Annotated in this window: 25 protein-coding genes; 11 read left to right on the forward strand and 14 right to left on the reverse strand. The window is 68.4% G+C overall.

Annotation, left to right across the window (positions count from 1 at the left end; translation table 11 throughout):
- The first annotated feature begins 506 nt into the window (after nt 1–506).
- Nucleotides 507–926, forward strand: a complete 420-nt coding sequence (locus tag BM199_RS00595) for a hypothetical protein (RefSeq protein ID WP_091667888.1) — start codon at nt 507–509, stop codon at nt 924–926.
- A 75-nt stretch (nt 927–1,001) separates the two neighbouring features.
- On the opposite strand, the gene BM199_RS00600 is transcribed toward BM199_RS00595, so the two are convergent.
- Nucleotides 1,002–1,205: a cold-shock protein gene (locus BM199_RS00600; protein WP_009156738.1), complete on the reverse strand. Its 204-nt coding sequence runs from the start codon at nt 1,203–1,205 to the stop codon at nt 1,002–1,004.
- A gap of 454 nt (nt 1,206–1,659) precedes the next feature.
- Here BM199_RS00600 and BM199_RS00605 point away from each other — a divergent pair, with 454 nt between their 5' ends.
- The 4 genes from BM199_RS00605 to BM199_RS00620 all read left to right on the forward strand — a co-directional run bounded on the left by BM199_RS00605 (nt 1,660) and on the right by BM199_RS00620 (nt 6,303).
- The gene (locus BM199_RS00605; RefSeq protein WP_245788053.1) at nt 1,660–2,919 is read left to right on the forward strand and encodes a L,D-transpeptidase; all 1,260 of its coding nucleotides are present in this window, start codon (nt 1,660–1,662) and stop codon (nt 2,917–2,919) included.
- Nucleotides 2,920–3,026: 107 nt separating this feature from the next.
- Nucleotides 3,027–4,439 carry an MFS transporter gene (locus tag BM199_RS00610; protein WP_091667892.1) on the forward strand — a complete coding sequence of 471 codons (1,413 nt, stop codon included), beginning with the start codon at nt 3,027–3,029 and terminating at the stop codon, nt 4,437–4,439.
- 63 nt (nt 4,440–4,502) lie between these two features.
- Entirely contained in the window at nt 4,503–5,081 is a 579-nt protein-coding gene (locus tag BM199_RS00615) for a PaaI family thioesterase (protein ID WP_177242420.1), read from the forward strand.
- A 49-nt stretch (nt 5,082–5,130) separates the two neighbouring features.
- A complete protein-coding gene (locus tag BM199_RS00620; protein ID WP_091669500.1) occupies nt 5,131–6,303 on the forward strand; it encodes a metallophosphoesterase in 1,173 nt (390 codons plus the stop codon).
- 55 nt (nt 6,304–6,358) lie between these two features.
- Here the strand turns inward: BM199_RS00620 and BM199_RS00625 are convergent, their stop codons facing one another.
- The 6 genes from BM199_RS00625 to BM199_RS00650 all read right to left on the reverse strand — a co-directional run bounded on the left by BM199_RS00625 (nt 6,359) and on the right by BM199_RS00650 (nt 13,016).
- A complete protein-coding gene (locus BM199_RS00625; protein ID WP_091667897.1) occupies nt 6,359–8,836 on the reverse strand; it encodes a tetratricopeptide repeat protein in 2,478 nt (825 codons plus the stop codon).
- 12 nt (nt 8,837–8,848) lie between these two features.
- On the reverse strand, nt 8,849–9,775 hold the full coding sequence (locus BM199_RS00630) for a glutamate ABC transporter substrate-binding protein (RefSeq protein WP_245788126.1): 927 nt from the start codon (nt 9,773–9,775) through the stop codon (nt 8,849–8,851).
- 62 nt (nt 9,776–9,837) lie between these two features.
- Complete coding sequence (locus tag BM199_RS00635; RefSeq protein WP_091667903.1) at nt 9,838–11,262, reverse strand: hypothetical protein; 1,425 nt, start codon at nt 11,260–11,262, stop codon at nt 9,838–9,840.
- Nucleotides 11,263–11,459: 197 nt separating this feature from the next.
- On the reverse strand, nt 11,460–11,663 hold the full coding sequence (locus BM199_RS00640; RefSeq protein ID WP_091669503.1) for a cold-shock protein: 204 nt from the start codon (nt 11,661–11,663) through the stop codon (nt 11,460–11,462).
- Nucleotides 11,664–11,804: 141 nt separating this feature from the next.
- Complete coding sequence (locus BM199_RS00645) at nt 11,805–11,987, reverse strand: hypothetical protein (RefSeq protein WP_091667906.1); 183 nt, start codon at nt 11,985–11,987, stop codon at nt 11,805–11,807.
- Nucleotides 11,988–12,059: 72 nt separating this feature from the next.
- Nucleotides 12,060–13,016, reverse strand: coding sequence for an acyl-CoA desaturase (locus BM199_RS00650; protein WP_091667909.1), 957 nt, complete (start codon nt 13,014–13,016; stop codon nt 12,060–12,062).
- Between the two features lie 373 nt (nt 13,017–13,389).
- Between BM199_RS00650 and BM199_RS00655 the strand changes: the two genes are divergently transcribed.
- A complete protein-coding gene (locus BM199_RS00655; RefSeq protein WP_091667912.1) occupies nt 13,390–13,815 on the forward strand; it encodes an acyl-CoA thioesterase in 426 nt (141 codons plus the stop codon).
- On the opposite strand, the gene BM199_RS00660 is transcribed toward BM199_RS00655, so the two are convergent.
- The 4 genes from BM199_RS00660 to lanKC all read right to left on the reverse strand — a co-directional run bounded on the left by BM199_RS00660 (nt 13,760) and on the right by lanKC (nt 20,141).
- On the reverse strand, nt 13,760–15,559 hold the full coding sequence (locus BM199_RS00660; protein ID WP_091667914.1) for an ATP-binding cassette domain-containing protein: 1,800 nt from the start codon (nt 15,557–15,559) through the stop codon (nt 13,760–13,762). The genes BM199_RS00655 and BM199_RS00660 overlap by 56 nt on opposite strands.
- Nucleotides 15,556–17,166 carry an ABC transporter ATP-binding protein gene (locus BM199_RS00665; protein WP_091669506.1) on the reverse strand — a complete coding sequence of 537 codons (1,611 nt, stop codon included), beginning with the start codon at nt 17,164–17,166 and terminating at the stop codon, nt 15,556–15,558. Before BM199_RS00665 ends, BM199_RS00660 begins: the two co-directional genes overlap by 4 nt.
- 202 nt (nt 17,167–17,368) lie before the next feature.
- Nucleotides 17,369–17,509 (reverse strand): SapB/AmfS family lanthipeptide, encoded by a 141-nt coding sequence (locus BM199_RS00670; RefSeq protein WP_091667917.1) that lies wholly within the window; start codon nt 17,507–17,509, stop codon nt 17,369–17,371.
- 52 nt (nt 17,510–17,561) lie between these two features.
- Complete coding sequence (gene lanKC / locus BM199_RS00675) at nt 17,562–20,141, reverse strand: class III lanthionine synthetase LanKC (protein ID WP_091667919.1); 2,580 nt, start codon at nt 20,139–20,141, stop codon at nt 17,562–17,564.
- A gap of 411 nt (nt 20,142–20,552) precedes the next feature.
- Here lanKC and BM199_RS00680 point away from each other — a divergent pair, with 411 nt between their 5' ends.
- Nucleotides 20,553–20,918, forward strand: coding sequence for a hypothetical protein (locus BM199_RS00680; protein WP_091667922.1), 366 nt, complete (start codon nt 20,553–20,555; stop codon nt 20,916–20,918).
- Nucleotides 20,911–21,342, forward strand: coding sequence for a hypothetical protein (locus BM199_RS00685; protein ID WP_091669509.1), 432 nt, complete (start codon nt 20,911–20,913; stop codon nt 21,340–21,342). The genes BM199_RS00680 and BM199_RS00685 overlap by 8 nt, the downstream gene beginning before the upstream one ends.
- Here the strand turns inward: BM199_RS00685 and BM199_RS00690 are convergent.
- A complete protein-coding gene (locus tag BM199_RS00690) occupies nt 21,270–21,701 on the reverse strand; it encodes a BlaI/MecI/CopY family transcriptional regulator (RefSeq protein WP_091667924.1) in 432 nt (143 codons plus the stop codon). The two genes, BM199_RS00685 and BM199_RS00690, sit on opposite strands and share 73 nt — an antisense overlap.
- Before the next feature lie 76 nt (nt 21,702–21,777).
- On the reverse strand, nt 21,778–23,433 hold the full coding sequence (locus BM199_RS00695; RefSeq protein ID WP_218160271.1) for a PucR family transcriptional regulator: 1,656 nt from the start codon (nt 23,431–23,433) through the stop codon (nt 21,778–21,780).
- 120 nt (nt 23,434–23,553) lie between these two features.
- Between BM199_RS00695 and pruA the strand changes: the two genes are divergently transcribed.
- Nucleotides 23,554–25,182, forward strand: a complete 1,629-nt coding sequence (pruA, locus tag BM199_RS00700) for an L-glutamate gamma-semialdehyde dehydrogenase (RefSeq protein WP_091667927.1) — start codon at nt 23,554–23,556, stop codon at nt 25,180–25,182.
- A 1-nt stretch (nt 25,183) separates the two neighbouring features.
- Nucleotides 25,184–26,110 carry a proline dehydrogenase family protein gene (locus BM199_RS00705; RefSeq protein WP_091667929.1) on the forward strand — a complete coding sequence of 309 codons (927 nt, stop codon included), beginning with the start codon at nt 25,184–25,186 and terminating at the stop codon, nt 26,108–26,110.
- Between the two features lie 21 nt (nt 26,111–26,131).
- Here the strand turns inward: BM199_RS00705 and BM199_RS00710 are convergent, their stop codons facing one another.
- Nucleotides 26,132–26,383: a Prokaryotic metallothionein gene (locus BM199_RS00710; RefSeq protein WP_091667932.1), complete on the reverse strand. Its 252-nt coding sequence runs from the start codon at nt 26,381–26,383 to the stop codon at nt 26,132–26,134.
- A 38-nt stretch (nt 26,384–26,421) separates the two neighbouring features.
- On the opposite strand from BM199_RS00710, the gene BM199_RS00715 reads away from it, so the two are divergent.
- Nucleotides 26,422–26,724: a glutaredoxin domain-containing protein gene (locus BM199_RS00715; RefSeq protein WP_245788054.1), complete on the forward strand. Its 303-nt coding sequence runs from the start codon at nt 26,422–26,424 to the stop codon at nt 26,722–26,724.
- The last annotated feature ends 12 nt before the right edge of the window (nt 26,725–26,736 follow it).

A 26,736-nucleotide genomic window follows, 5' to 3' on the forward strand; every position in this document is an offset into this window, starting at 1 on the left:
CTCCTCCATGCCCGTCGGAATCGCTTGGCCGCGAGGCTAGCGAGCACGCGAACCGACTCACAGCCCCCCGCAGAGTGAACCTCCCGGCACTCTACGTGTGCTTGAGCCGCCATCCGGGCATAGTTGAAGGTGAACGATCAGCAACGGGAACATGACAGATCACCAGGTTTTTTCCGCTCGCGGGGTCGCCTCGGCGCGCCAAATCATGTAACAATCAACGTGCTGACACACCCCCGGTCAGCGCCTGTGGAGATCCCCTCCGGCCCCCGCGTTCCTCCCCCTGGCGCGGGGGCCTCTCCATGTCCGCACCCTGATTTCGGACTGCGCGACATCGACGCCGGCCTTCCAGCCGGACCGCCGCGTCAACTACTCAGAGTTGTGGCCGTATTGCCGCTCGCGTCGATCACTCATCCAATCAGCCCAGTGACAGCAAAGTTTTCGCGACACGCTGTGTGTGTCATGTCACAAGCGCGTTGCGACCGAAACCTTACCGTTATCGTGTCGGGGTGCCTCTTCCATCACTAGGACGACTGAGCAGCCGGACCGGCCCCAAGGCCGTGAGCCAGGGCCGCCATCGCAACTCCGCGCCCGTCGAGGCGGAGGAAGCGGTCGAGGACCACGAGCTGACCAGTTACCTCGCCGCACTCGCGCCCGAATCCGACGACCCGGAAAGCACGGGCAGCGGACGGCGCTTCGGCGAGGCTCAGGTCTTCCAGCTCCGGCTGAACCTCATCGCCAGCCAGCAACTCAAGGACATCGCCGCCGAGCGCAACACCTCTCCCCAGGCACTCGCCCAGGAATGGATTCTGGAGCGCCTCTCCTGGGAAGGCCAGGCCTCGGCCCAGCTCCGTCAGTTCGAGGAGCAGCACACCGAGGAGCACTACTTCGATCAGCAGTGGCCGCAGCCCGCGGACACCCGCCACTGACCCCACTCACCCGGCAATGAGCAGGGCCCCGGACGGATTTCTCCGCCGGGGCCCGGGCTCGATACGGGACAGCCGTTACAGGGCGCGAACCTTCTGCGCCTGCGGGCCCTTCTGGCCCTGACCGACCTCGAACTCAACGCGCTGGTTCTCCTCGAGGGTGCGGAAGCCGCGTCCCTCGATTTCCGAGTAGTGCACGAACACGTCGCCTTCGCCGCCGTCCTGCGCGATGAAGCCGAAGCCCTTCTCGGCGTTGAACCACTTCACAGTGCCTTGCGCCACCGTCTTTACTCCTCGTTACAGATCCGCATCGGCCGTCACCGAGGCGACGACCGGGCCGCCCCGGGCGGTTCCAACGAGTCGAGCAAAGAGCACGTGTCCGGCTCAGGGCTCGCGTCAGAAGTTCCGCGAGTGTGAAGCCACGAACACGCAAAACGACGGCCTGCCGAAAATCGTACCGGGATCCAGCGCGTTCCGAACCCCTCATCCAACGGTTGGACCAACGCCGTCAGTCGATCGGCGAAACATGGCCGTCCGCTGTCACGAAACGTCGCCTTCCACCGATAGAGGAGCGTCGACCGACGTCCAACCGGTCCTCGGGGGCGACTCCATCTCACCCCCTGCGAGCAACGGCGCACCACTCACTCCATCGCGTGACGCGGGTCACTGTTGCGCGGGTCAACGCCGCACCGGGCCGGGGCGTCATGTGGGAGTAACCGGGGAGAAGGGGCATTCAGTGTTCTTGTCGACTGCGTCGAGACATTCCGTCGCCACAGGCAGGACCCAGCGGACGCATCGACGTCGAAAGTTCCGGCCGAGTGCGGCGACTGCGCTTCTGGCCGCGCTGGTGTTCGGCCTCGCCGCTTGTTCGGGCGATTCGCCGGAAAGCGCCTCGCCGCCCGCGGGCAACCCGGCGCCCGCCGCTCCCGAGGCGCAGGTGACCGCGCAGCCCGCCGACGGGGCGACCGATGTGGCGCCCGCTGATCCGGTGCGGGTATCGGTGACCGAGGGCACGCTCGACTCGGTCGCGCTGACAAACCCGGACGGCAAGCAGGTCAAGGGCGAGACGAGCGAGGACAACCGCAGCTGGACCGTGACGGAGCCACTCGGCTACGGCAAGACGTACACCTGGTCCGGCCGGGCCACCGCGGGTGACGGCGCCGAGGTACCGATCACCGGATCTTTCACGACCGTGCAGCCGCGGCAGCTCCTCCACGCGCAGCTCAACGTCGGGGACAACAAGACCTACGGCATCGCGATGCCGATCAGCGTCACGTTCCGGGACGCTGCGGGCAGTCCCGCCAAGGTCACCAACAAGGCGGCCGTCGAGAAGGCGCTGACCGTGGAGTCGACACCGAGTGCCGAAGGATCGTGGGGCTGGCTGGAGAACGACACCGCGGTGCACTGGCGGCCGAAGGAGTACTGGACCCCGCACACCACCGTGAAACTCACCGCGAAGCTGTACGGCCTGGAGTTGGCCGAGGGCACCTACGGCAAGTCGGACATCACCGCGGACTTCGAGATCGGCCGCTCGCAGATCGTCAAGGGCAACACCCAGACCCACCGGATGACGGTCATCCGCGACGGCGAGAAGGTCGCGGACTACCCGGTCAGCTACGGACTCGACTCCGACCCCGGCCGGGTCACCCGCAGCGGTACCCACGTGGTGATGAGCAAGCACGCGAAGTACTTCATGAACAACCCCGGCTACGGCTACGAGGACTTCGAGGTCGACTGGGCGGTGCGGATTTCCAACAACGGCGAGTTCACTCACGCGGCGCCGTGGTCGGTGGGTGACCAGGGCAACAGAAATGTCTCGCACGGTTGTCTGAACCTGTCCCCGCAGAACGCCAAGGAGTACTTCGACAGCGCGCTGACCGGGGATCCGGTGGAGATCGAGGGCAGCACCCAGAAGCTCGGCCCGAAGGACGGGGCTTACCACGACTGGACCTACTCCTGGGACGAATGGGCCACGAAATCGGCTCTGACCAGCTAGAAGTCGAATCGTCCTGTTTGTCACATCGGTTGCAGGTAGATCGATAATTTCCCACACTGTGCCTCCTCAGTAGAACGTTGTCCTGTTGGACTCCGGGAGGCCGTGACATGACCGAACACGCAGTGCCCGCGGCCGCGGGTGAACCGGACACGGCCCCCTACGAGCCGGCTCCCGGCGATGTCCGCAAGGCGGTCGCGGGCTCGGCCATGGGCAACTGCATCGAGTGGTACGACTTCGGCGTCTTCGGCTTCATGCCCGCGATCCTCGGCCAGGTCTTCTTCAACGCGGGCAGCACCTCCGAGGGTGCGCTCGCGACGTTCGCGCTCCTCGCGGTCACCTTCGTCATCCGGCCGTTCGGCAGTTTCGTCCTCGGCCCGCTCGGTGACCGGCTGGGCAGGCAGAAGGTCCTCGCGCTGACCGTCATCATGATGTCGGGATCGACGTTCTGCATCGGCCTCCTGCCGTCGTGGGAGACGATCGGCCCCGCGGCAGCGGTGCTGGTCATCCTCCTGCGGGCATTGCAGGGTTTCTCCGCGGGCGGCGAGTACGGCGGTGCCGCGACGTTCATCGCCGAGTACGCACCCGACAGGAAGCGCGGTTTCCTCGGCAGCTGGCTGGAGTTCGGCACCCTCGTCGGCTTCTTCCTCGGCGCGGGTGTCGTCACGGTGTCCACCGTGCTGCTCGGCGACGAGGCGATGCGGGAGTGGGGCTGGCGCGTGCCGTTCCTGATCGCGGGCCCGCTCGGCCTCGTCGGGCTCTACCTGCGCACCAAACTTGAGGACACGCCGGTGTTCCGTGAGGTGGAGAAGCAGAAGAAGGTCTCGAAATCGCCGCTGCGGGAACTGCTGACCCATCACTGGCGTTCGATCCTGCACCTGATCGGGCTGGTGATCCTGCTCAACGTCGGTGACTGGATCATGCTGGCCTACGTCGAGACCTATCTGAAGAACGTGCTGGGGCTCGACGGCAATATCCCGCTGTTCATCGTGATGGGCGTCATTCTGGCGATGCTCGCGGTGATCGTCCCGCTGGGCAGCCTGTCCGACAGGATCGGCCGGAAACCGATCCTGATCGCGTGCTGCGCGGGCTTCCTCACGCTGCCGATCCCGGCGTTCAGCCTGATGCAGAACAGTAAGAACGGCGAAGAGGTCAACATCCTGATGCTCGCGGGCGGCTTGTCGCTCATCGGCGCCTGCCTCGTGCTCTTCCTCTCCGTGGTGGCCTCGACGTTGCCTGCGATGTTCCCCACCCAGGTGCGGTACGGGGCGTTCTCGATCGGCTACAACGTCTCGACTGCCGCGTTCGCCGGCACCGCGCCCTACGTCGTAGGCTCGCTGGTGACCTCGACCGGGAACACGCTCTGGCCCGCCTTCTACCTGATGGGCGCGGCCGCTATCGCCGCCGTGCCGATCCTGTTGCTGCCCGAGACCAACGGCGTCTCCCTGCGCGGCATCATCAGCTCGCGCAAGTGCAAGGCGGACAAGGTGCCGAAGGTGTCCGCCGGGACGCCCACCGGCTGAGCGCACTGCGACCTCCGCCACCGCCGTGTCGGCCCTGGGGTGGTCGCGGGTTAGCGTGAGTGGGTGAGCAAACAGGTACAGCCGTGGCCCCCGGTGGACACCGAGCCGGTCGCACCCCACCCGGACGCCCCCACCGCGGGCAGCAAGCTCGGCGTGCACTTCGACGAGTGCTTCGGCTGCGGTAACGAGCAGGAGGCCGGACTGCATCTGCAGTCCACGGTCGGCGAGGGCGCGACGGTGCGCTCGCAGTTCACGGTCACCGAGGCACACCAGGGCGCACCTGGTCTCGCCCACGGCGGCCTGCTGGCCTGCGCGTTCGACGAAGCTCTCGGTTCCACCGTCGGCAACCTCCTGCGCAGGCCCGCGGTGACCGGGCGACTGGAAACGGATTTCCGCAGGCCCGTTCCTGTTGGCTCGACCCTGCACATCGTCGCCAAACTCGACGGGGTGGCGGGCCGCAAGATCTACGTCAGCGCCGACGGACACCTCGACGCGGAGGACGGGCCGGTTGCGGTGCGTGCCCGTGGCCTGTTCGTCACGGTCGGACTGGAGCACTTCACATCCCACGGGGACGCCGACGCACTGGAGAAGATGCGGGCGGCAGGCCGGGTCAAGCGCGAAGACTGGGACATCAACCCCTGATATCCCCTGATCGGTCCCAGCTGGGCCGGAGTGAAAGGCGCCCTGGGTGCTGTTCTTCGTAGTGCTGAGCATCGCCGTCGTGCTGGTGCATGTCTACCTTTGGCGGCGGCTGGTCCGCGACACGACCCGTCCGGGTTGGGCACGCCGAGCGGGTACGGCCGTCCTCGTTGTGCTCGTGTTGTTGCTGATCGCCGCACTGGCGCTGGGCACGAGGACGGACCCGGCTGTCGCCCGGTGGTTCGCCTGGCCGGGCTACCTCTGGCTGGCGGTGTTCTTCTACCTGCTGCTGATCCTGCTGGTGCTGGAGATCCCCCGGCTCGCCCTGCGGGGCTGGATGCGCCGGGGTGAGGAAACCGAACCCGGGGGGCAGGGGGCGGAGTCCCGCAAGCTGAGCAGGCGGGACGTGCTCAGCCGTGGCTCGGCTGCCCTCGCCGGCGTGGTATCCGTGGGTCTGGTCGGCTACGGCACGACGGTCGCGCTCGGCCCGCCGAGCATCACCCGGTTCCCGATCACCCTGCGCAGGCTGGACCCGCGCGTGTCCGGCTTCCGGATCGCCCTGATCAGCGACATCCACCTCGGCCCCATCCTGGGACGTTCGTTCACACAACGGATCGTGGACCTCGTCAACGCCGAGCGGCCGGACGCCGTGGCGATCGTCGGCGACCTGGTGGACGGCGACGTGCCCGCACTCGCCGACGCAACGGCCCCGCTCGCGGACCTGCGCAGCACGCACGGAACGTTCTTCGTCACCGGGAACCACGAGTACTACGTCGGGTACTCGCAGTGGGTGGAGCATCTGCCCACGCTCGGGATCACGGTGCTGCGCAACGAGCGCACGACGATCAACCACAACGGCGGCAGTTTCGACCTCGCCGGGGTGAACGACGCGACGGCCGATCAGTGGCAGGATGCGGCCGACGTCGACAGGGCGATGCGCGGCCGCGATCCGCAGCGCGCGGCCGTGCTGCTGGCGCACCAGCCGGTCGACGTGCAGGACGCCGTGCGCAACGACGTCGACCTGCAGCTGTCCGGACACACGCACGGGGGCCAGCTGACGCCGTTCGAACTGGCGGTGAGCCTGCAGCAGGGCGCGGTCGCCGGCTTCTACGAGATCGAGGGGACCAAGCTGTACGTCACGCGGGGCGCCGGGTTCTGGGGCCCGCCGGTCCGCATCGGCGCGCCCCCGGACATCACCATCATCGAGCTCCGTGCCGAATCCTGAGCCCGACCAGTGGACTCGCACTTTCCCGGGAAAGTGCGAGTTGTTGCCGGCCGGGTCAGGTGAGGGTGCGGGGGCGAACCGAGTTGGCGCGGTCGACCAGTTCGATGCGTTGTTCGGCACTGCTCGCCTGCCTGGCCAGGGTGCGGTAGCACCGTTCGAGACCGAACCGCAGGTCTCGTTCGGTCAGCGCGCAGCCGAGCACCTTCGCCCCCGGCTGCTGCCCCTGATGATGCCTGCCCTGGGCCTGCCCGGAGCGCACCCAGTTGAACGCGGCCTCCAGCACCTCGGCGGACAGCCGGGTTCTGCGTTCGGCGTCCAGGCTCAGTTGCTCCAACCGGGCGGCGGCGTCCACGAGATCACGTTCGTGCACCGCGGCCTGCTCCTGGCCACCACCACCGCGGGCCTTGATCTTGATGGCAGCCACCTGCGCGGCGACATGGTGTGTCGAGGACGCGGGGATCGACTCGAGCACCTCGATGGCCCCGGCTTTTCCGCCCTGGGCGAGGTACACCCGCGCCAGTCCGAAAGCGGCGCTGACGTAGGAGTGGTCGGTCCGCCAGACAAGTTCGTAGAAGCGGGAGGCGCCGAAGTAGTCGCCGTTGGTCTCGGCGCTGACCGCCAGCGCGAGCTTCGGCGCGATCTCGCCGGGGAGCTCGTCGTAGACGGCGTCGAACGCGACCTGCGCGACCCTCGGCCGGTTGCCTGCCAGCTCGATCAGTCCGCGGTACCAGTCGATGCGCCAGTCGTGCGGGTAACCGGCCTTGATGGCGAGGTACTGCGCCGCCTGCAGCTGCCGGTTCGCCTCGGCCAGCTCACCGAGCTCGATCCGGGCGCGCACGATACGCAGCCGCACCTCGATCGACTCCCGAGGTGCACCGGCCAGCGAGGCGATGGCCGTGTGCGGATCCAGCGCCGAGGTGGTGGCGAGCACGCCAGCACCCGGGTCGTCGGTGTCCACCTGCGGCACGGGCAGGCCGGCGATCACCTCGGCGGGCGAGGGCAGCGGCACGCTGTGTCCCGCCTCGGGAACGACCATGTCGACGCCGAACGTCCTGGTCTCCGGGCCGTACACGGTGGAGGCACCGGGACGGGGCTTTCCGGTGCCCAGCGCCATGATCTCGCGCAGCACGCCGGTGAGCTGGTCGGCCATGTCCTCGGCCGAGATGAAGCGGCGGTCCGGGTCGGGATGCGTGGACCTGCGCAGGAACCGGTGGTACGACCCGAACAGGGCGAACAGCGGCACCTCTTCCGCAACGGGCAGGCTGTCCTTGTACTTGCTGGTGTACCCGGTGAACTCGAAGCTCAGCACGGCCAGGGTACGGCCGACCGTGTAGAGGTCCGAGGCCACCGACGCACCCTGCTTGGCCAGCTCCGGTGCGCTGTAACCGGTGGTGAAGAACAGCGGGCTCTCGTAGTCGTCCATCCGGCGGACCGCGCCCATGTCGATCAGCTTGAGCTGCTCGTGGGTCTGGATCACGTTGTCCGGCTTGAGGTCGCAGTAGAGCAGTCCCTGACCGTGCAGATATCCGAGTGCGGGCAGGATCTCCAGCCCGTAGGCAATCACCTGGCCGATCGGCAGTGGCTCCGCCCGGCCGGTCTCCCTGTGGTGCGCGAGCGCGAGCTGGCGCAGCGACTGCCCGCCCACGTACTCCATCACGATGTAGCCGACCGTGGTGCCCGAGTGGGCGTCCGGGTGCTGCACGAAGTTGTAGATCTTGACGATGTTGGGGTGCTCGACCTCGGCGAGGAAGCGCTGCTCGTTCACCGCCGCGGCCATCGCCGTCGCATCACCGGTGTCGATCAGTCCTTTGAGGACGACCCAGCGATCGCTGACGTTGTGGTCCTGTGCCAGGTAGATCCAGCCGAGGCCACCGTAGGCCAACGCGCCGAGGACCTCGTACTGACCGCCTACGATCTCGCGCGGCCGCAGCTTCGGAATGAAGGAGAAGGGGGTGCCACAGTTGGCGCACACGCCCTCGCGCGCACCCGGCTCACCGTCCTTGCCGCGGCCCACCTTCGCGCCACACTTGCTGCAGAAGCGCTTCTCCTCCGACACCACGGGATCGGCAAGCACCGCGGAGGCCGGATCCCGGTAGGGCACCTGCGGCACCTCGACCAGTCCCGCGCCCAGGCGTCCACGCCGAGACTTGCGGGAGGACGTGCGCCGGGACGTGCCGGGAAACGCGCCGGAGCCGGTGCCCGATCCCGTACCAGATCCGGTTCCGCTACCGGTGCCACTGCCACTGCCACGGCCCGAACCGGGATGGATGCCATCGCTGGTGCTGCTGGGCAGCACGCTTTCGGTGCCGGGGTCCGGCAGCACCAGCGGGTTGACTGCCTGGGTCGGGGGTGGTGGCTGAATGCTCTGGGTCGCGGGCGCGGGAACGGACAGCACACTGGTCGGCTGTGGTTCCGCGCCAGGTTGCGCGACCTGGGGCAGCTGCCAGAGCGCAGGTGGACGCTGCGGCTGCGACGAGGACACGCCATCCGCGTCGGGTACGGCATGCCGTGGCTGCTGCGGCTTATCCGTCACTACTTGTCACCCCTACTTGTACTTCGCGGCGGGCGGCTGCGCGGCACCGAGCGGACCTTTGAGCCAGCGGTCGTAGATCTTCTGCCACTCGCCGCCCCGGACGTCCTCCAGCACGGCGTTGACGAAGCGCACCATGTCCTCGTCGTCCTTCGGGATCCCGATCCCGTAGGGCTCCTCGGTGAACCGCTCGCCGACGATCTTGGTGGTCGGGTCCTGCTGGGCCATCCCCGCGAGGATCGTGTCGTCGGTGGAGATCGCCTCCACCTGCCCCTGCTGCATCATCACCAGGCAGTCCGACCAGTCGTCGACCTGGACGGGAATGGGCCCTGGCTCCGCCTTCGCGATGTTCTTCAGCGAAGTGGATCCCTTGCTGGCACACACCTTCCGGTCTGCGAGGTCGGCAAGGCTCCGCACATCGGAGTTCTCGTCGACGAGGATCCGCTGCCCTGCCACGTAGTAGACCGAGGAAAAGTTGATCTTTTTGAGCCGGTCGCAGGTGATGGTCATCGTGCGCACCACGATGTCGACGTCACCGGCCTCCAGTGCCGGGATGCGCTGCGCCGAGGTGACGGCCCTGAACCGGACCTTGTCGGGGTCGCCGAAGATCGCCTTCGCCACGGCCCTTGCCATGTCGACGTCGAACCCCTCGAGAGTTCCGGTGGTCGGATTGCGGAATCCGAAGAGGAACGTGTTCTGGTCCACCCCGGCGACCAGGTAGCCACGCTCCCTGATTTCGTCCATTGTGGAGCCACCAGGGATACCGTCCTGCGGCGAGAGGCTCGCCGTCGCATCGCAGTCCCCGGTGGTGGTTCCCTCGACGTCCACCTCGACGGGACCGGCGTTGGCCGGCATCGGCCGCGCCACCGAACCCACCGGAGCCGGATCCACCGGGGCGCCGGGGGACCCGCAGCCCGCGACGACCACTGCCAGCGCCGACATCAGCGCCACGAGCCGCTTCACCCGAACACTCCTCACCCGCACTGAACTCGCCTGTCCCCGGCTCATCGATACTCCAGCAGGCGTTCCCGGATTCCCATGGTGGCTCCGAGTGCCGCGATCACGGCCAGGACCGCGAATCCCGGCGTCAGCAGGATGAGAGCACGTGAGCCGTTGGTCGTGTCGTCGAGGAAGGTCTGCCTGGCCACCCCGATGGCCTCGGAGAGATCGTTGTCGAGGCGGTAGAAGGCCGCGGCCGCGCTGGCCTCGTCCTGGCCGTCGATCGCCATCGTCACCGCGCTGGCGTGATCGCCGGTGTCGTCGAGTTCGCGCACCTCGGCGTGCGCCGCGAGCCAGGCGGTGGCGTTCTCCCTCGCCCGGTCCAGATGTTCCGTGGCCTCCTGGCCATCGGTGCGGTCGCGGGCCTCCTGCAGCAGTCCACTTTGCCCGTCCGGCCCGGCGAACTGCGCCGCCAACTGACTGAACTCCTCCTCGTAGTCGGAGTCTCCGCCCCTGGCCACCAGGGTCAGGGTCTCGTCGGCGCGCGCCTGCAGTGCGGCGATCCTGGCCCGCACCAGCACATCGACCTGCTCGGTGCCGTCCTCGCTACCGCTGCTGACCAGCACGCTCTGCACCGTCATCGCCACTGTGCTCCACAGGATCGCGATCCCGACCGCGACGGTCGCGATGACCAGGCCGACGTTGAACACCCGGTTGGTCCGGCGGCGAAGATGGATCTGCGTGTAGACCAGCGCCCCCAGCAGACCGAACGTCAGCAGTGCGGTGAACCAGGGGAAGTCGGTCGCGTCGTCCTGCTCGGCGAAGAGCCGCTCGGTGTCGATCCGGTAGAGGCTTTCCGCGGCGGGGAGAATGGTCGCCCGCATGAGTTCCGAAGCCTCACGCAGGTAGGAGGCCCCGGCGGGGAAGCCCTGCCGGTTGTTGGCCCTCGCGGTCTCGACAAGGCCGGTGTAGACGGGCAGCCGCTGGCTGATGACGTCCACCTGCTCGGCAGCCGCGGGGACACCGGCCGAGTCGGACGCGGCCTTGGCGAGCGCGGCCCCGGCCCTGGCGATGTCCTGCTCGTACCGCGAGCGAAGTTCGGGAGGCTCGGCACCGGTCGAGAGGAACGCGCTCGCGGCCGTCGCATCGGCGTCGGACAGCGAGCGGTAGACCTCCTGCGCGGCCGCGGCCAGCGGTTCGCGGTGGTCGATCAGCCCGTCGATGGTGTCTTTCTTGTCCTGCACGGCGAACGCGCCGACCAGCGCGGTCAGTAGCGCGAGCACCACCAGTCCGACCGCGATCACCGAGAGCCTGCCCGGTGTGCTGCTCGCGGAGCGCACGACCGACCGATACGCCTGACCCGGCAGGTCGAGCATTCCGGCGACCCCGGACTTTGCCCCAGGATCTCGGCGGCTTGCGGGCTCCATGGCGGCGCCGGCGGGCGGCCCGGAACCCCCATGGTTCCCGGCGCGGGTCGCGGTGCTCGTCATCGTGTCCATCCTCCCAGTGCCGACACCGGATGAAGGTATCCGAGAGCGCGTGGCCACGAGACGGTTACCTCCGCATTGGGGCGGAGTTGATGCAGTGAGACGCTCCGCGCGCGCCCGTCTCCCGCCACCACCCCATCCAAAGCAGCGGAGCCGCCACCTCGTGCGAGGTGGCGGCTCCGCTGGTTAAGGCGTTGGGGTCAGATAACGCTGACCGAGGTGGCCTGGGGGCCCTTCTGGCCCTGGCCGATCTCGAACTCAACGCGGGCGTTCTCGTCCAAGGAACGGAAGCCGTTGCCCTGGATCTCCGAGTAGTGCACGAAGACGTCGCCGCCGCCGTTGTCCGGGGTGATGAAGCCAAACCCCTTCTCGGAGTTGAACCACTTGACAGTGCCCTGCGTCATGAAAAATCTCCTGTATGACAAAAAATAAAAGGATGACATCAGCTCCGGGAAGCCGTCGCTGACGTCGTAATAAGTCAAGCACACCCGGTCAGTAAAAGCCAATGTTTTCCAGCCGAACGGGTGTGTGATAACCCTCTTGCGCTATTCGCCCTGAGCGGCGTTGCCGTCCTTGCCGAACGGCGACCGCCGCATGGCGTCCCGCGCCTCGGTGGAGTGGAGCGCGTCACCCTGGGTGGTGTCCGCCGTGCCCTCCGGCGCGCTGAACCGAACCGGGGCGACGCCCGATCGGCCAGCGGCATCCTGCTGTGTGGTGTCTGTGGACATGTGTTCTCCCAATCGAGAATGACGGGCGCTACTGAGCGCGCCCGGAAGATGTTGCGAGGCTCGCGTCGAGGCTCAGCGCGCCACTGTGATGCGGTCGAGCCTGGTTGGCGTCGGCCATCGCACGTTCGAGGCCCAGCCGAGCTTTTCGAAGATCCAGATCACCCGCGCGGAGATGTCGATCTGCCCGCGCAGTACCCCGTGCCTCGCGCAGGTGGGATCCGCATGGTGCAGATTGTGCCACGACTCGCCGAACGAGACGATCGCCAGCGGCCAGAAGTTGGCTGCCTTGTCCCTGCTGGTGAACGGCCGCTCGCCGAGCATGTGACAGATCGAGTTCACCGACCACGTGACGTGGTGCAGCAGCGCGACCCGGATGAAGCCGGCCCAGAAGACGGCGGTCACGCCGCCCCATATGGACCAGGTGATCAGCCCGCCGAGCACGCCGGGCAGCAGGAAGGTCGCGACCGTCCACACGGGGAACAACCGGTCCACCGTGCGCAGGTCGCTGTCGGCGACCAGGTCGGGGGCGAAGCGCTCGGCGTTGGTCACGTCCCTGCTGAACAACCAGCCCATGTGCGCGTGCCAGAAACCTTTGGCCAGTGCGGCCGGGCCGGTCCCGAACAGCCACGGCGAGTGCGGATCGCCCGCCCGGTCGGAAAAGGCGTGGTGCCTGCGGTGGTCGGCGACCCAGGTGGTCGTCGGCCCCTGCGCGGCCATGTTCCCCGCGATCGCGAGCGCGATCCGCAGTGGACGCTTGGCCTTGAAGGAACCGTGGGTGAAGTGCCGGTGGAAGCCCGCGGTCACGCCGAGACCGGTCACCACGAAGAACAGGGCACCGAGACCGACGTCGACCCAGCTCAGTCCCCAACCCCAGGCGAAGGGCACCGCTGCGACGAGCGCCAGCAACGGCAGCAGCACGAACACGGTGACCAGCACGTGCTCCGACGTCGGACGCGGCGCGGCCAGCATGGGCTTCGGTTTACGGGCGGCTGGGGGTTCGGGCCTGGTCGGTGTCTCGGTTGCGGACATGCACACCTCTGGTTTTTCTGGCGCCCGAAATCAGGCCACCGCGAATTTGCGAATAGGCTTGACAAAGCCACCGCACGAATCGCGTCAGGGCTTACGTCAAGAGCAGGACTTGTCAATTGCACGAAAGTGAATTCAGAAACCGCGCATTTCCTGCGCAGCCGCCCCACCGACAAATGAAGTTCTCATTGGGGCGCTGGGGTCTAACCCACGCCGTCGGGGTGGCTCCGATCTACCAAGCGGTCGTGCCGCTAACCTGCCTACGCCTTCGACGGTACCCGATAGCCAGACCAGACGCCATGGCCACACCCTGCGACCTGTGGGTGAGATCGCGGTCACACCCGCCTCGGCCGCGACCGTGGGTTAGCTTCAGGCCATGCAGCAGGACTACCCCCACTGGCAGCAGGTCCCCACACGGTGGAAGGACAACGACGTCTACGGGCACATGAACAACGTCGTGCACTACTCGCTGATGGACACCGTCATCAACGAGTGGCTGATCCGCGCAGGCGGGTTGGACATCCACGACGGCGATCTCATCGGCCTGTGCGTGGAGTCGCACTGCAACTACCACGCTTCGGTGGGCTTTCCGGACACGCTCGCAGTCGGCCTGCGGGTCGGGCGTCTTGGCCGTTCCAGCGTCCGCTACGAGATCGGTATCCACACCGCTGACCGCCAGACACTGGTCGCCGACGGGCACTTCGTCCATGTCTTCGTGGACCGGGCAGCCCGCAGGCCGAAGGAGATCACCGGGCAGCTGCGCGCGTCGCTGGAGCGGCTGCTGATCGAGCCGACGCCGTGACCGGCCCCTCCCAGGCCTGCATCAACTCCGCGTAGCGCGGCGAGCGGTCGAGCAGTTCCGTGTGGGTACCGAGCAACACCGACGCCACGCCCGCGGGTCCGCCGTCCATCACCAGCACCCGGTCCGCCCGCAGTGCCGAACTGAGCCGGTGCGCGATCACCACCAGCACCCCGCCCCTGGCTGCGAACGCGCGCTCGGCCCTGGCCTCCGCCTGCGCATCGAGGTTCGCCGTGGCCTCGTCGAGTACGACCACCTTCGCCGGTGACGCGTACAGCCTGGCCAGCGCGAGCAGCTGGGTCTCACCGGCGGACAGCCCAGATCCCGCGTGCCCGAGCTCCGCGTAGAGCCCGCCGAGCCGTTCCACCAGCGCGCCGGCGCCCACCGCATCGGCCGCGGCGAGCAGGTCGGTGTCGTCGGCGAGCGGGGCGAACAGCGCCAGGTTCTCCCGCACGGTCCCGGCGAAGACGTAGGACTCCTGCGGGGTGAAGGCGATCAGCTGGTGCCGCAGTTGCGGTCGGATGTCACCCACGGGCACCCCGCCCAGCCGCACACTCCCCTCCTGCGGAGCGAGCGTGCCGGTCAGCAGACTCGCCAATGTCGACTTACCGATACCGCTGGGACCCACCACGGCGAGGTGATCGCCGGGCACGAGGTCGAGGTCCACGCGATCGAGCACCGGTTCGGCCTTGGCTCCCCACCGGTGCGTGAGGCCGCGGATCGAGATCGCACTGCCGTCCGGAACGGCGTCGACACCGCGCTCCTGCTCCGGTGCGCACGCCTCGCCGAGCCTGCGCAGCGCGACCAGCAGTCGCAACACGACGGTGCTCGCGGTGGCCGCGAGACCCTGCAGCGCGGGCTGCATCGTGGTGGCCAGGTAGACCAGCGCGCCGAGGGCCGCGCCCGCCGTGAGCTGCCCGGACGCCACCATCCCCGGCGCGAGCACCAGCACCAGCAGCAACGGGAAGAACGCCCCGGTCGCCACCACCAGCGTGCGCAGCGCGGCGGCCGAGGCCATCCGTATGGCCGCACTCGCCTGCGCGTCCACCGCCTCGTGCACCTCGGTGATCGCGGCCGGTTCCGCACCACACGCCACGACGTCACGGATACCGACGAGCGCCTGTCCCGAGACCTCCGCGGTCCGCTCGTCGGCGATCGCCAGCGTCCGTTGTCTGCGGGCGAGAGCGGGCAGCAGGCAGGCGAAGAACACCACCGACACCGTCACCGGGATCGCCACGAGCCAGGCCAGCGACCCCGCGACGGTGAACAACCCGGCCAGCGCCGCCACGGTCGTCACCACCATCCCGCGCGCCTGCACCAGCAGGCCTGCCGTGGCGTCCCGGATGATCTCCACGTGCTGCGTGATCCGAGCGACTCCGCTCGCGTCCGGCCCCGCGCGCCGGGGTGTGCCGCCGCGCAGCACACCCCGCACGACCGCCGCGACCAGCGTGTCGCGCAGCGGCTCGATCACGGTGCCGAGGCGCTGCCAGACCAGCCGGGAACCGAACGCGCCGAGCACCGCCACCACGGCGAAGACCAGCAACCAGGCGGTGCCGCTGACCGCGTCCCCCGCGGCGAACCCCTGGTCCACCGAGAGTTGCACCAGCCGACCGGACAGGAACGCGGGCAGGCTCTCCAGGACAGAGCAGCCGAGCAGGGCGACCCAGCCACGCCACTGCCCGCCGAGGGTCGCCCAGTACAACCTGGGGATCGTCTCGCCGGTGCGGCCCGCCAGCTGCTTGGTCATCCTTCCTCGTCCGCTGCCTCGGTGAAGACCGCTCGGTAACGCGGGTCGTCCCAGAGTTCGAGGTGCGGAGCCAATGCCCTGACCCGTCCCTGATCAAGCCAGAGCACCAGGTCTGCCCGCCGTGCCGTGGTCGCGCGATGCGTCACCGCGAACCGAGTCCGTCCCGGCAGGAGGCCGGTGATCGCGTCCTCCACCCTCGCCTCGGTGACGGTGTCCAGGCTTCCGGTCGCCTCGTCCAGCGCGAGCACTCGTGGCGCCCGTGCCAGTGCTCGGGCCAGGCCGAGACGCTGGGCCTCGCCGCCGGACAGCGGCGTATCGGCCAGCGGTGTGTCGTACCCCTCGGGCAGCCGCACGACGAGGTCGTGCACCTGCGCAGCCCGGCACGCTCGCTCGACCGAAGCCGTGCCGGCCCAGCTGCCGTAGGCGACGGCATCGCGAACCGTCGCGCCGAGCAGCGCGGGACGCTCGAAGGCGTGCCCGATCGCGGCGCGAATGTCCTCCGGCGGCAGGCAGCGCAACGGGACGCCGTCGAGCAGCACCTCGCCACGATCGGGTGCACGCAGTCCGCCGAGCACCGCGACCAGCGTCGACTTGCCCGCGCCGGACGGACCGACGACGGCGAGGTGGGTGCCTCCTGACACGGTCACGTCGATGTCGTGGAGCACGTCCTCGACGCCGACTCCGCGCACCTCGATCGTGCCCGCGCCGTTCGGCAACCGGAACTTCCCGCGCTCGGGGACGGGGACGTCGAGCACGGCCGTGATCCGGGTGGCACAGGACCGTGCCTTCGACAACGCGGTCAGCAGCGCGATCTGCCCCACCAGGCCCATACCGAGCATGGTGTAGCCGAGCGCGGCGAGCACGTCGCCGATGCTCAGTCGCCCGGCGAGCACGCCGAAGCCCGCGGCGACCAGCACGGCCAGCTGCACGCTGGGGAGCAGGAGACCTGCCCGCCAGACCATCCGGGCCTGCGTGCGCCACATGCCGATCCCCGCGGCGCCCAGCAACGGCAGGGGACGCAGCACCCGCTCCGCCTCCCGCTCTGCTGTACCGGAGGCGGCGATCGTGCGTAGCCCGGAGACCGCGTCCAGCAGCCGGGCGGACAGCTCCCCGGAGACCTCCTGATAGGTCGTGACGTCGTCGGCGGTGAGCCGCAGGTGCGAACGGGCGAGCAGGACCGCCATCGGAACGCTGACCAGGAACACCGCGGCGAGCCGCCAGTCGAGCAGCGCCAGCAGGACGATCGCGCCGCACGAGAGCACCAGGGCCGAGCCGAGTTGCACCACGAGCGAGGGGGCAGCGGCTGCCCCTGTGCTGTCCCCGGTGATCCGGCTGATGGCGTCGCCCTCCGGGAAGGGAGAGCGGAGGCCGAGGCGGATGAGGTGCCGGGAAAGCCGGTGGCGCAGCCAGGCGGCACCGGTGTGCGTGACCCGTGCCGTGACGACGATGCCGAACACCTCGGCCAGGATCTCGGAGACCCCCAGTGTCAGCAGCCACAGCACCTGCGCCCAACTGCTCTGCCCCGAGATCGCGGTGTCGACCGCCGAGGCCAGCGCACCGGGAAGGAGCAGTCCCGCCGCCGTGGCGACCAGCGCCGTCCCGGCCATCAACCCCAGTCCCGCGGGGTTTCGGGCAATCAGCGCACGCAGCAGCCGATCGCCATCGCGACGAGTGCTCACGTTCGCTCCGTTCGTCCAGCTCTTCCGGCCGGACTTGTGCGGAACAGCACTGGTCCGCCAGCCGAAAAAGGGGAGAATGGCGGCGCGGGAGCGGCGCACTTGGCCTGTGCCGCTCCCGCGCTCGGTTCGATCAGTGGCAGGTGAGCAGGCTGATCGTGCTGTTGGCGCAGGACGCCAGCAGGCTCAGGTTGCTGCCACCACCGTTGCTCGGGTCGCCGTAGGACATGTCCTCGGGCGCGTCGAGGTTCTGCAGGTCAAGAACGAAATCCATTGTGTTCCCTTTCCTTGTTCTACTTTCCACCGGTCGGGGTCCGGCCGGAGGTTCATGGAGACGGCACAGGGGCCGTCAGCGAGTAACCCGCACCGAGGAACGGCAGCACGCGACCGTGCCCGTCCAGGGTGGCGGCGAGTGCGAGCAGCACACCGGCGTTGCCGGTGTTCAGGTCCATCGAGAGCCGCAGCAGTTGGTTGCCGGGAAGCGCGATTCCGTCCTCTCCGTAGGGAATCGCGTACCAGGCCAGCCTGGACAGATGCAGTGAGACCGATGCGGCGAACTCCGGATTCGGATCTCTGCGATTCGCGGCGGCCAGTGCCGCCAGCAACCCCATGCGGCCGAGGACCAGGTTGGGATGGATGACGAACTCACCCCGGCAGGCGCGCAGCAGTTCGTCCTGACTGCCGAGGCATTCGGCGGTTGGCGAGTGTGCGGCGAGTTCCTCTGCGACCAGCGCGACACCGGCGCTGCCGATGCCCAGGTAGGGCAGGGTGCGCGCGCCGCGGTCGCGGACCTGCAGGGAGCCGTCGTCGGTGACGACGCATTCGCGCAGGTCACGGGCCAGCGCTCGATCGGCGTCGACCAGCCAGCCCCGGTCGCCCGTGTGCTCGAACAACCGGACGAACAGGAGCGCGGGACCGGACCAGCCGTTGAGCAGGCCGGCCCTGGCGAAGTCACCTGGTTCCTGGTCGGCGGCGAGGGCTTCGGCGAGCCGCTCACCGATGGTGACGGCCCTGGTGAGCAGTCCGCCGTCGCGCCGCGTCTCGGCGAAGTGCAGCAGGTTCAGCCCGATACCGGAGAGACCGCCGTCGAAGCTGTGGTCGCGCGTCTGGGCCACCAGCCCTTCCGCGTCCGCGAGTAGCCGGTCCGCCTCGTCCTGATGGCCGAGGTTCTCCAGTACGTGGGCGATGCCGTGCGCTCCGTCGAAGAAGCCCGGCCTGGTGGGTGGGTCGCGGTGCACGGCATCGATCAGCCAGCGCTCGTGCTCGGGAAAGCGTCCCGCGCCCGCGGCGTCCAGGGCGTGCAACACACCTGCGGCGCCATAGCCGAAGCAGGTACCGCCGACCCGGAACTGTTCGATGTCACCGGGGAACAGCCGATCGGTGCGGTGCGGGGTGGCACTGGCCAGGATCGCGGTGGCGAGCGACTTGCGCACCACACCCCAGTCCGGCTCGGGCTGATCGAACTCATGCGCGACGGGAGCGGGCACATCCTTTCCGCGTGGTGTCAGCGCCGCCCGGATCTCGTCGCCGTAGGAGTCCGGCAGCGGGAAGCGGCGCTCGATGGAGTCCACGAGACCGGCGAGCTTCGCCGGGGACAACTCCAGCAGCGCGTTCAGCGGCAGGAAGACCCACAGCCGCAACGCGGCGAGGGCGTGCGCGTCGATGTCGAAGCCTGTCCGGTCCGCGGGGGCACGGAAGCCGGGTGCGCCCAGTGCGGGTCTGCCCGTTTCCTCGGCGGCGAAGGCCATCTCGAAGTCGATCACCGAGACGCGCTCGTCCGCTTCGCCGTCCACCATGATGTTCAGCGGATGCAGATCGCCGAAGACGACGCCGCGCTCATGCACCTGGTCGATCAGCGTCGCCACCCGTTCCACCAGCGCCAGTGCGCGCCGGGTGTAGTCGACGATGTCCTGCTCCGTGGAGTCGACCCTGGTGAGGGGATAGTTGCGGGGGAGCCACGAACCGAGCGAACGGCCGGGAACGTACTCCATCGAAAGAAAGTGGTGTTCCCAGACGGTGAACAGGTCGTAGGCCTCAGGGACGCCCTCGATACCGGAGAGCCTGCGCAGGATGTCGTGTTCCCGCCGTAGCCGCTGCACCGCGTCCACCCCGTCGCGGTCGAGGCCGGCGTGCGGCCGTGCCTCCTTCAGCACCACCTCGTGATCGTCGGCGAGCCGCGTCGCGCGATAGACACCGCCGCCGTTGGAGAAGTGCAGGGAGGACGTGACGCGGTACGGGAACTTGGCCGGATCGCCGCCCTTGCGCGCCGCCAGGTGCGGTGCGAGACATTCGGGCAGGTCCACCCACTCCGGCACGGTGAACGTCGGTGTTCGCCGGTCGGGCACCAATGTCCCGTCCGGCTTCGTGACGGCCAGCACCCTGGTGCCGTCCATCTCGACCCATTGTTCTGCGAATCCGCCGTACCGGACGTACAACGGTCCGTCGCCATAACGGAGGTCGCTGAGAATGTAGGCGCCCGGCTGGCCGGCGAGTTGATCGGAAAGCTCGGCGAGCACCTGCGTCAGCGCTTCGTCGTCCGCCGGGTAAATCGTGATCAATTTTCCACTCGAGTCCCGCGGGGCGTATTTCGAGTTTCGTGCGAGGAGAACTGTTTTCGTGCGCAGATGCTTGAACGCGATTCGTCGCTGCACGCAGTACTCGTACACGGTGGCGAGTACCGTCTCGGCGTTGCCCAGACATGCGCTCACATGGATCTTCCAGCCCTGTCCAGGCAGGATGACATCATCCGGAGCCAGCATCCGCCAAGTGCCCTTATTCCCCTCATGCCAACCAGCCCGAGGCAACGGCAACGCGGCGGCGAACTCGTCCTCCTCGGTGTCCGACCGCCGCTGCTCATCGAAGAACAGGGGATCGGCGAAGCAGAATGCCTCGTACCGAAGATCCATTCGAATACCCTCCGGAAATTTGCCCCCTGGCCGCTTCGGCCCGTTCAACATTCAGTCATACCGAACCCGGAAAGCCAATCCGCCATTTCAGCGGTTCGATTGGTCTGAACAGGGTAGGAAATATTGACCACCGCGAACCGGAAGACCTTACTTAAGTAGGGTTTGACTTCCTTGCTTCACCCGTATGACGTGTAACGCTTTACCGTTCATCGAGTCGGCCGAGCAGAAGATCGCCTAGCCGCCCGAAAAGTCTGTCACATTCAGGATAAACATAATGACCGGTATGTTGTGTTACGCAACGGCGACAACTTCACTGTCCGCGACGTGCGGAACCCCCGGCCGGACGTCCGGCCGCCGGGAAGCGGTCAGTAACCTACGACCCGAGTAGCAGTACGTCCGGACGGAGGACCGGTGATCACTGGGTTCGCAGTGGCGGTCGCGTTGACCTCGCTGGCTGTCGCGGGTTGGAGTTTCGTCCTGGTCCTGCGGAACCGGGCACCCCAGCGGCCGCTGCTCATCGGCCTCGCCGTGATCGAGGCCCTGCTGGTCGCCCAGTTGGTCATCGCCATCGTCCTGTTGATCTCCGGCGAGCGGCCGGGCAGCATGGCCACCTTCCTCGCCTACCTCATCGGCTCGCTGCTGGTCCTGCCCATCGGCACCGCATGGGCGCTCGCGGAACGGACCCGTTCGAGCACCGCCGTCCTCGGCGTCGCCTGCCTCACCGTTCCGGTGCTGATCCTGCGGATGTCCGAGGTGTGGGGAGGTGCCGGTGCCTGAGAGTGCGGCCGAGAATCCGGAAGTGCCCGCGGTCGGGGCCACGGCCAGCGGGCCGGGACGGGTGCTGATCGCGATCTACGCGATCTTCGCCGTGGGCGCCACGTCAAGGGCAGCGGTACAGATCGCGACCCGCTTCGGCGAGGCCCCCCTTGCCTACGTGCTGTCGGCCTTCGCAGCCGTCGTCTACCTGCTCGCGACCCTCGCCCTCGCCCGTTCGGGACTCGCGTGGTGGCGGGTGGCACTCGCCGCATGCAGTGTCGAGCTCGTCGGCGTGCTCACCGTCGGCACACTGACCGTCTTCGACGCCGCGGCGTTCCCGGACGCCACGGTGTGGTCGAACTACGGCCGTGGCTACCTGTTCATCCCGCTCGTGCTGCCGGTGATCGGCCTGCTCTGGTTGCGCAGGACCGCGCCCTCGCGTTGAGGCATCACCTGCGGCACCAGCGCCGCGCGCAACGCATCGGCCTCGGCGGTGCTCACCGAGTGGGCGAAGTGGACGAGCGCCGAGTCCCGGTCACCGGTCATCGCCAAGGCCTCCAGCATCAGCCCCGCGACATACTCGTCCCTGCTCACCTTCGGGAAGTACAGCCAGGCGCGACCGGACCGCTCCCTGTGCACCACGTTCTTCGACGCGAGTCTGGTGAGTACCGTCATCACCGTCGTGTAGGCCAGGTTCCGGCCGGCCAGTTCCCCGTGCACCGCGCGCACGCTCATCGACTCCCGATGCCCCCACAACACATCCATCACCGCACGCTCAAGTTCACCGAGCTTGGCCACCTGCACCCCTCTTGCCGGTCATCAGCGCTGGCGGAAAGCCGCCACGATCATCTTGGCATCGCGACTCGGCCCTGCATGCCGCCTACTGGGCGTGGTTTCCCTGCTCCGCCCGGGTCACTACGAGTAGCAACTGGAGGTGGCAGAACTGCCGTTCCCTCGGCTCGGTCAGGTCGATTCCGCTGATCGAGCCGGCCCTCCGCACCCGGTGGCGCAGCGTGTTCGGGTGCACATGCAGCGCATTCGCCGCGGATCGCACGTCCCCCAGCGCGTCCAGGAAGGCCAGCAGCGAAACCACCAGCTCGGTGCCGTGCGCCCTGTCGTGTTCGACCAGCGCGGACACCCCGGGATCGCGCAGGTCCTCGGCTGCTTCCAGGAGGGTCAGTACCTCGCCGAGGAGTACCTCGCCGCGTAGTTCGGCGATCGTCGCCACGCTGCGTTGCGGATCGCGGGCCATCACCTCCAGTACGCGGTCGGCCTCCGACCTCGAACGCACCACCTTGCCGAGCCCGAGGACCGGTGCGCCGATCCCGACCTGCACGCTGGCGCCGGTCCTCCTGCGGAGCACGGCGGTGATGTCCTCGGCGAGGGTGACCAGTGCGGGTTCCACCGCGCCGAGCGGCACACCCGGCAGCACCGCGTACACCCGCGTGCCGATCGCGCCGACCAGCGCGGACCGCCGGTAGGCGGTGGCATGCACCGAGACGACGTTGAGCATCTCCGCCTTGTGCAGCTCACGTGCGGAGTGGTCGGGTTCGGCCGGCGCGGTCACGGCGGCGACGACGGCAGGAGTCGCGGGATCGAGACCGAGGTGCCCGGCGACCAGATCGGGGCTGGACCGCCCGTCCAGCAGTCCGGACACGAGTTCCTGCTGGGAGCGGTTGCCCGGTGAGCTTCCCGCCCGGTAGCGCAACAGGTGCGCCGCGGCGACCCTGGACGCGCCGAGCAGGGCGCTTTCGGCGCGTTCGGCGAACGGCTCACGGCCCTGTTGCACCCAGATCATGCCGAGGTACTGGGCGCCCGCCCTGATACCCACCGCCAGCCTGCGCCGGATACCGACCTCGGGGTGCTCGTCGATGTGCACCACCTCGCCGTCACGCAGCCGCTGGTAGACACCCCACTCACGGAGCATCGCCAGATAGGACTCCGGTCCCTCCCAACCGAGGATGGAGAGCCTGCGCAGCTCGTCGACCTCGTCGTCCGATCGGGAGTAGGCGAGGACCCGGTTGCCCGCGTCCTCGATGATGACGCTGCCCGCGGTGAGGACGGCGACGGTCTGCGCGAGAGCGAAGAGATCGCCGGTCCCACCCTCCGATCCGAGTCCGGCCGAGAGAGCAGCCGCGTCGAGCACCTCGCGCACCAGCGTCTCCAACTGCTCCCACCGCACCCTGGGACGCACGGCGAGCAGGGCGATCCCTGCCTCGGACGCGGCGGCACGCAACTCGTGCAGGCCGCCCTGCGTCTCCGGACCGACCTGGGCGTCCACCTTCACGGCAGCGGCCACAGCGCCACGACGGGCAGCAGCGCGCACGAAGCGAACGGCCTCCCGCCCGCGGGCACCGATGATCAGCACCAGTTCACCGGAGTAGCTGCCCAGCTCGTCGTCCGGGTCCAGAATGGTGACATCGCGAACCTGCGCGTCCAGCCACGCGTTGGCGACGTACAGATCGACCAGCGGTTCCCCGATCGCGACCAGCAGACCGCGCAGCGTCGGCGCATCTTCCCGCGGCGAATCGGGCACCAGAATTCCTCTGTTCGATCGAACAATGCCAACCGTGGCACGTTAGCGGATGAAACAATCCCCTGCGAGTTCGACCTGCTTAGCGTGTTCAGGACACGTACCCGGCGAGAGGCAGCTCGAATGGACGCCATCACCACCACACCCGCGCCCCGCAACGAGCCGGTGCGGGACTACGCACCCGGCTCCGCGGAGCGGGAGAGCCTGTCCGCGAAGCTCACCGAACTGGCCGGGCAGCACACCGAGCTGACGCTGACCATCGATGGTGAGCAACGGCCCGGTGGCGGCAGGCAGATCGATGTCGTGCAGCCGCACAGACACAGCCACGTTCTCGGCACCATGGGCAACGCGACCCAGGAGGACGCCAAGGCAGCGGTCGAGTCCTCACTTCGAGCGGCGGACAGCTGGCGCAGGCTGCCCTTCGACGAGCGGGCCGCCGTGCTGCTGCGCGCAGCCGACCTGCTGTCGGGACCGTGGCGGGACACGCTGAACGCGGCGACGATGCTCGGCCAGTCGAAGACAGCCATCCAGGCCGAGATCGACTCCGCCTGCGAGCTCGCCGACTTCTGGCGGTTCAACGTGCACTTCGCCCGGCAGATCCAGCAGGAGCAGCCGGTCAGCTCCCCCGGTATGTGGAACCGGCTGGACTACCGTCCGCTCGAGGGCTTCGTCTACGCCATCACGCCGTTCAACTTCACCGCCATCGCGGGCAACCTCCCCACCGCCCCCGCATTGATGGGCAACACGGTCGTCTGGAAGCCCTCGCCTACACAGGGCCTCGCCGCGCACCTGACCATGCGGCTGCTCGAGGAGGCCGGACTGCCACCCGGCGTCATCAACCTGGTCACCGGTGACGGTCTCGACGTCTCCGAGGTCGCCCTGACCGACCCGGCGCTGGCCGGGGTGCACTTCACCGGTTCGTCGCGGACCTTCCAGCATCTGTGGTCGACCGTCGGCGCCAACATCTCCGGCTACCGCACCTATCCGCGCCTTGTCGGCGAGACGGGCGGCAAGGACTTCGTGCTGGCCCACCAGTCCGCCGATGTCGACGTGCTGCGCACGGCGCTCGTACGGGGTGCGTTCGAGTTCCAGGGGCAGAAGTGCTCCGCCGCGTCGCGGGCGTTCGTGCCGCGCTCGGTGTGGAACCGCATGCGTGACGACCTGGTGTCCGAAGTGGAATCCCTCGCGGTCGGTGACGTCACCGACTTCCGCAACTTCATGGGCGCGGTGATCGACCGTCGCAGCTTCGACAAGCTCGCCGCCGCACAACGCCTGGCCCACGAGGAGTCCACTCTGGACGTCATCGCCGGTGGCACGGCCGACGACTCGGAGGGTTTCTTCGTCCGGCCCACGGTCGTGGTCGGCACCGATCCGACGCACGAGGTGTTCAACACCGAGTACTTCGGTCCCTTCCTCGCCGTGCACGTGTACTCCGACGGTGACTTCGACAAGGTGCTGCAGCAGGTGGACCAGGGTGCGGCCTACGGGCTCACCGGTGCCGTCATCGCACAGGACCGCGCGGCCATCGCGCGGGCGAGCGAGGCTTTGCGGTTCGCCGCGGGCAACTTCTACGTCAACGACAAGCCCACCGGGGCTGTCGTCGGACAGCAGCCGTTCGGTGGCGCACGGGCTTCCGGCACCAACGACAAGGCGGGGTCCATCTACAACCTGCTGCGCTGGATCAGCCCGCGCACAATCAAGGAGACCTTCGTCCCGCCGGTGAACTCCGGCTACCCACACCAGGGAGAGTGAGATGTTGCGTTCGGCTCTGCTCGCGGCGGCGAAGTCCCCGGCCTGCCGCTCCCTGGTCGAGAACGCCCCGCCGGTGCGCCCGATCGTCGACCGCTTCGTCGCGGGCGGCGGGCTGGACGACGCGGTGCGCGCGGCGAAGGAGCTCAGCACCGACCGGCTGGTCTCGCTCGACCACCTCGGTGAGGACACCACCGACCGCGAGCAGGCCGGCGCGACCGTGTCCGCCTACCAGGCACTCCTCCGCGCGCTCGGCGAGCACGGACTCGCCGAGCGCGCGGAGGTGTCGGTGAAACTCTCCGCCGTGGGCCAGGCCCTTCCGGTGGACGGCGAGAAGATCGCGCTGGACAACGTCCGGCAGATCTGCGCGACCGCGGCCGCCGTTGGCACCATGGTCACGGTTGACATGGAGGACCACACCACCACCGACTCGACCCTGTCGATCGTGCGCGACCTGCGCGTGGACTTTCCCTCGACGGGCGCCGTGCTGCAGGCCTACCTGCGGCGCACCGAGTCCGACTGCGCCGAGCTGGTCGGACCCGGTTCGCGGATCCGGCTCTGCAAGGGCGCATACGACGAACCCGAGTCCGTGGCGTTCCGGGACAAGACGGAGGTGGACGCGTCCTACGTGCGCTGTCTGCGGACGCTGATGGCAGGGCAGGGCTATCCGATGGTCGCCACCCACGATCCCCGGCTCATCGCGATCGCCGAGCACCTCGCGGGCAAGGCCGGGCGCGAGCACGCGGACTTCGAGTTCCAGATGCTCTACGGGATCCGGCCCGAAGCACAGGAACTGCTGGCCGCACGCGGGCACCGGATGCGGGTGTACGTGCCGTACGGCGCCGAGTGGTACCCGTACTTCATGCGCCGTCTCGGTGAGCGGCCGGCGAACATCGCGTTCTTCCTGCGCTCACTGCTGACCAAGGGTTAGTGCCTACGGCCGTTTTCCGCGTCAGCCGGTACTGACCTTGTCGCGGGCCTTCTCGCTGCCCACGCTGCTCTGCCGGGAGCAGTGCGCACAGCAGAAGAAGTGCCCGTCCACCTCGACTCCGTGACCGATCACCCGGCACCGGCAGTGCTCACAGATGGGGGCCAGCTGATGGATCGCGCACTCGAACGAGTCGAAGGTGTGCTTCGCGCCGTCGCGGGTGTGGATCTCGAACGACTGGTCGTAGGTGTTTCCGCAGACTTCGCAGACGTCCATGGTGATCCTTTCCGTCGTTGCACCATGCTCGGATAGGAATGACCGCATACGTCCGGCTCGAAACCCCGGGCGACGAGGAGGCCACGATGACCGCTCCCGACGTCGACCAGCTCACCGTCTACGGCGCGGGCTGGTGCCCGGATGTCCGGCGCAGCAGGGCACTGCTGGACCGCGAGGGGGTGGCATACAGCTACGTCGACGTCGAGAGCGATGAAGCCGCCGCGGAAGCGGTGCGGCGCCTGCAGGGTGGCCCGCGACGGATTCCGACCGTCGTCTGGCCCGACGGCACCCACCTGGTGGAGCCGTCCGACGCGGATCTCTCCGCGGCGCTGCGGCGCTGACGCGGTCGGGAC

The organism is Amycolatopsis marina, from assembly GCF_900111885.1.
GTDB lineage: Bacteria > Actinomycetota > Actinomycetes > Mycobacteriales > Pseudonocardiaceae > Amycolatopsis > Amycolatopsis marina.

What these genes read in the sequence shown, in the direction of transcription:
- BM199_RS00655 (WP_091667912.1), top strand. Translation starts at nt 13,390, where the DNA reads ATGCAGCAGGACTACCCCCACTGGCAGCAGGTCCCCACACGGTGGAAG.
- BM199_RS00715 (WP_245788054.1), top strand. Translation starts at nt 26,422, where the DNA reads ATGACCGCATACGTCCGGCTCGAAACCCCGGGCGACGAGGAGGCCACG.
- lanKC (WP_091667919.1), bottom strand. Translation starts at nt 20,141, where the DNA reads ATGGATCTTCGGTACGAGGCATTCTGCTTCGCCGATCCCCTGTTCTTC.
- pruA (WP_091667927.1), top strand. Translation starts at nt 23,554, where the DNA reads ATGGACGCCATCACCACCACACCCGCGCCCCGCAACGAGCCGGTGCGG.
- BM199_RS00635 (WP_091667903.1), bottom strand. Translation starts at nt 11,262, where the DNA reads ATGACGAGCACCGCGACCCGCGCCGGGAACCATGGGGGTTCCGGGCCG.
- BM199_RS00650 (WP_091667909.1), bottom strand. Translation starts at nt 13,016, where the DNA reads ATGTCCGCAACCGAGACACCGACCAGGCCCGAACCCCCAGCCGCCCGT.
- BM199_RS00710 (WP_091667932.1), bottom strand. Translation starts at nt 26,383, where the DNA reads ATGGACGTCTGCGAAGTCTGCGGAAACACCTACGACCAGTCGTTCGAG.
- BM199_RS00670 (WP_091667917.1), bottom strand. Translation starts at nt 17,509, where the DNA reads ATGGATTTCGTTCTTGACCTGCAGAACCTCGACGCGCCCGAGGACATG.
- BM199_RS00660 (WP_091667914.1), bottom strand. Translation starts at nt 15,559, where the DNA reads ATGACCAAGCAGCTGGCGGGCCGCACCGGCGAGACGATCCCCAGGTTG.
- BM199_RS00645 (WP_091667906.1), bottom strand. Translation starts at nt 11,987, where the DNA reads ATGTCCACAGACACCACACAGCAGGATGCCGCTGGCCGATCGGGCGTC.
- BM199_RS00630 (WP_245788126.1), bottom strand. Translation starts at nt 9,775, where the DNA reads ATGTCGGCGCTGGCAGTGGTCGTCGCGGGCTGCGGGTCCCCCGGCGCC.
- BM199_RS00610 (WP_091667892.1), top strand. Translation starts at nt 3,027, where the DNA reads ATGACCGAACACGCAGTGCCCGCGGCCGCGGGTGAACCGGACACGGCC.
- BM199_RS00665 (WP_091669506.1), bottom strand. Translation starts at nt 17,166, where the DNA reads ATGGCCGGGACGGCGCTGGTCGCCACGGCGGCGGGACTGCTCCTTCCC.
- BM199_RS00640 (WP_091669503.1), bottom strand. Translation starts at nt 11,663, where the DNA reads ATGACGCAGGGCACTGTCAAGTGGTTCAACTCCGAGAAGGGGTTTGGC.
- BM199_RS00705 (WP_091667929.1), top strand. Translation starts at nt 25,184, where the DNA reads ATGTTGCGTTCGGCTCTGCTCGCGGCGGCGAAGTCCCCGGCCTGCCGC.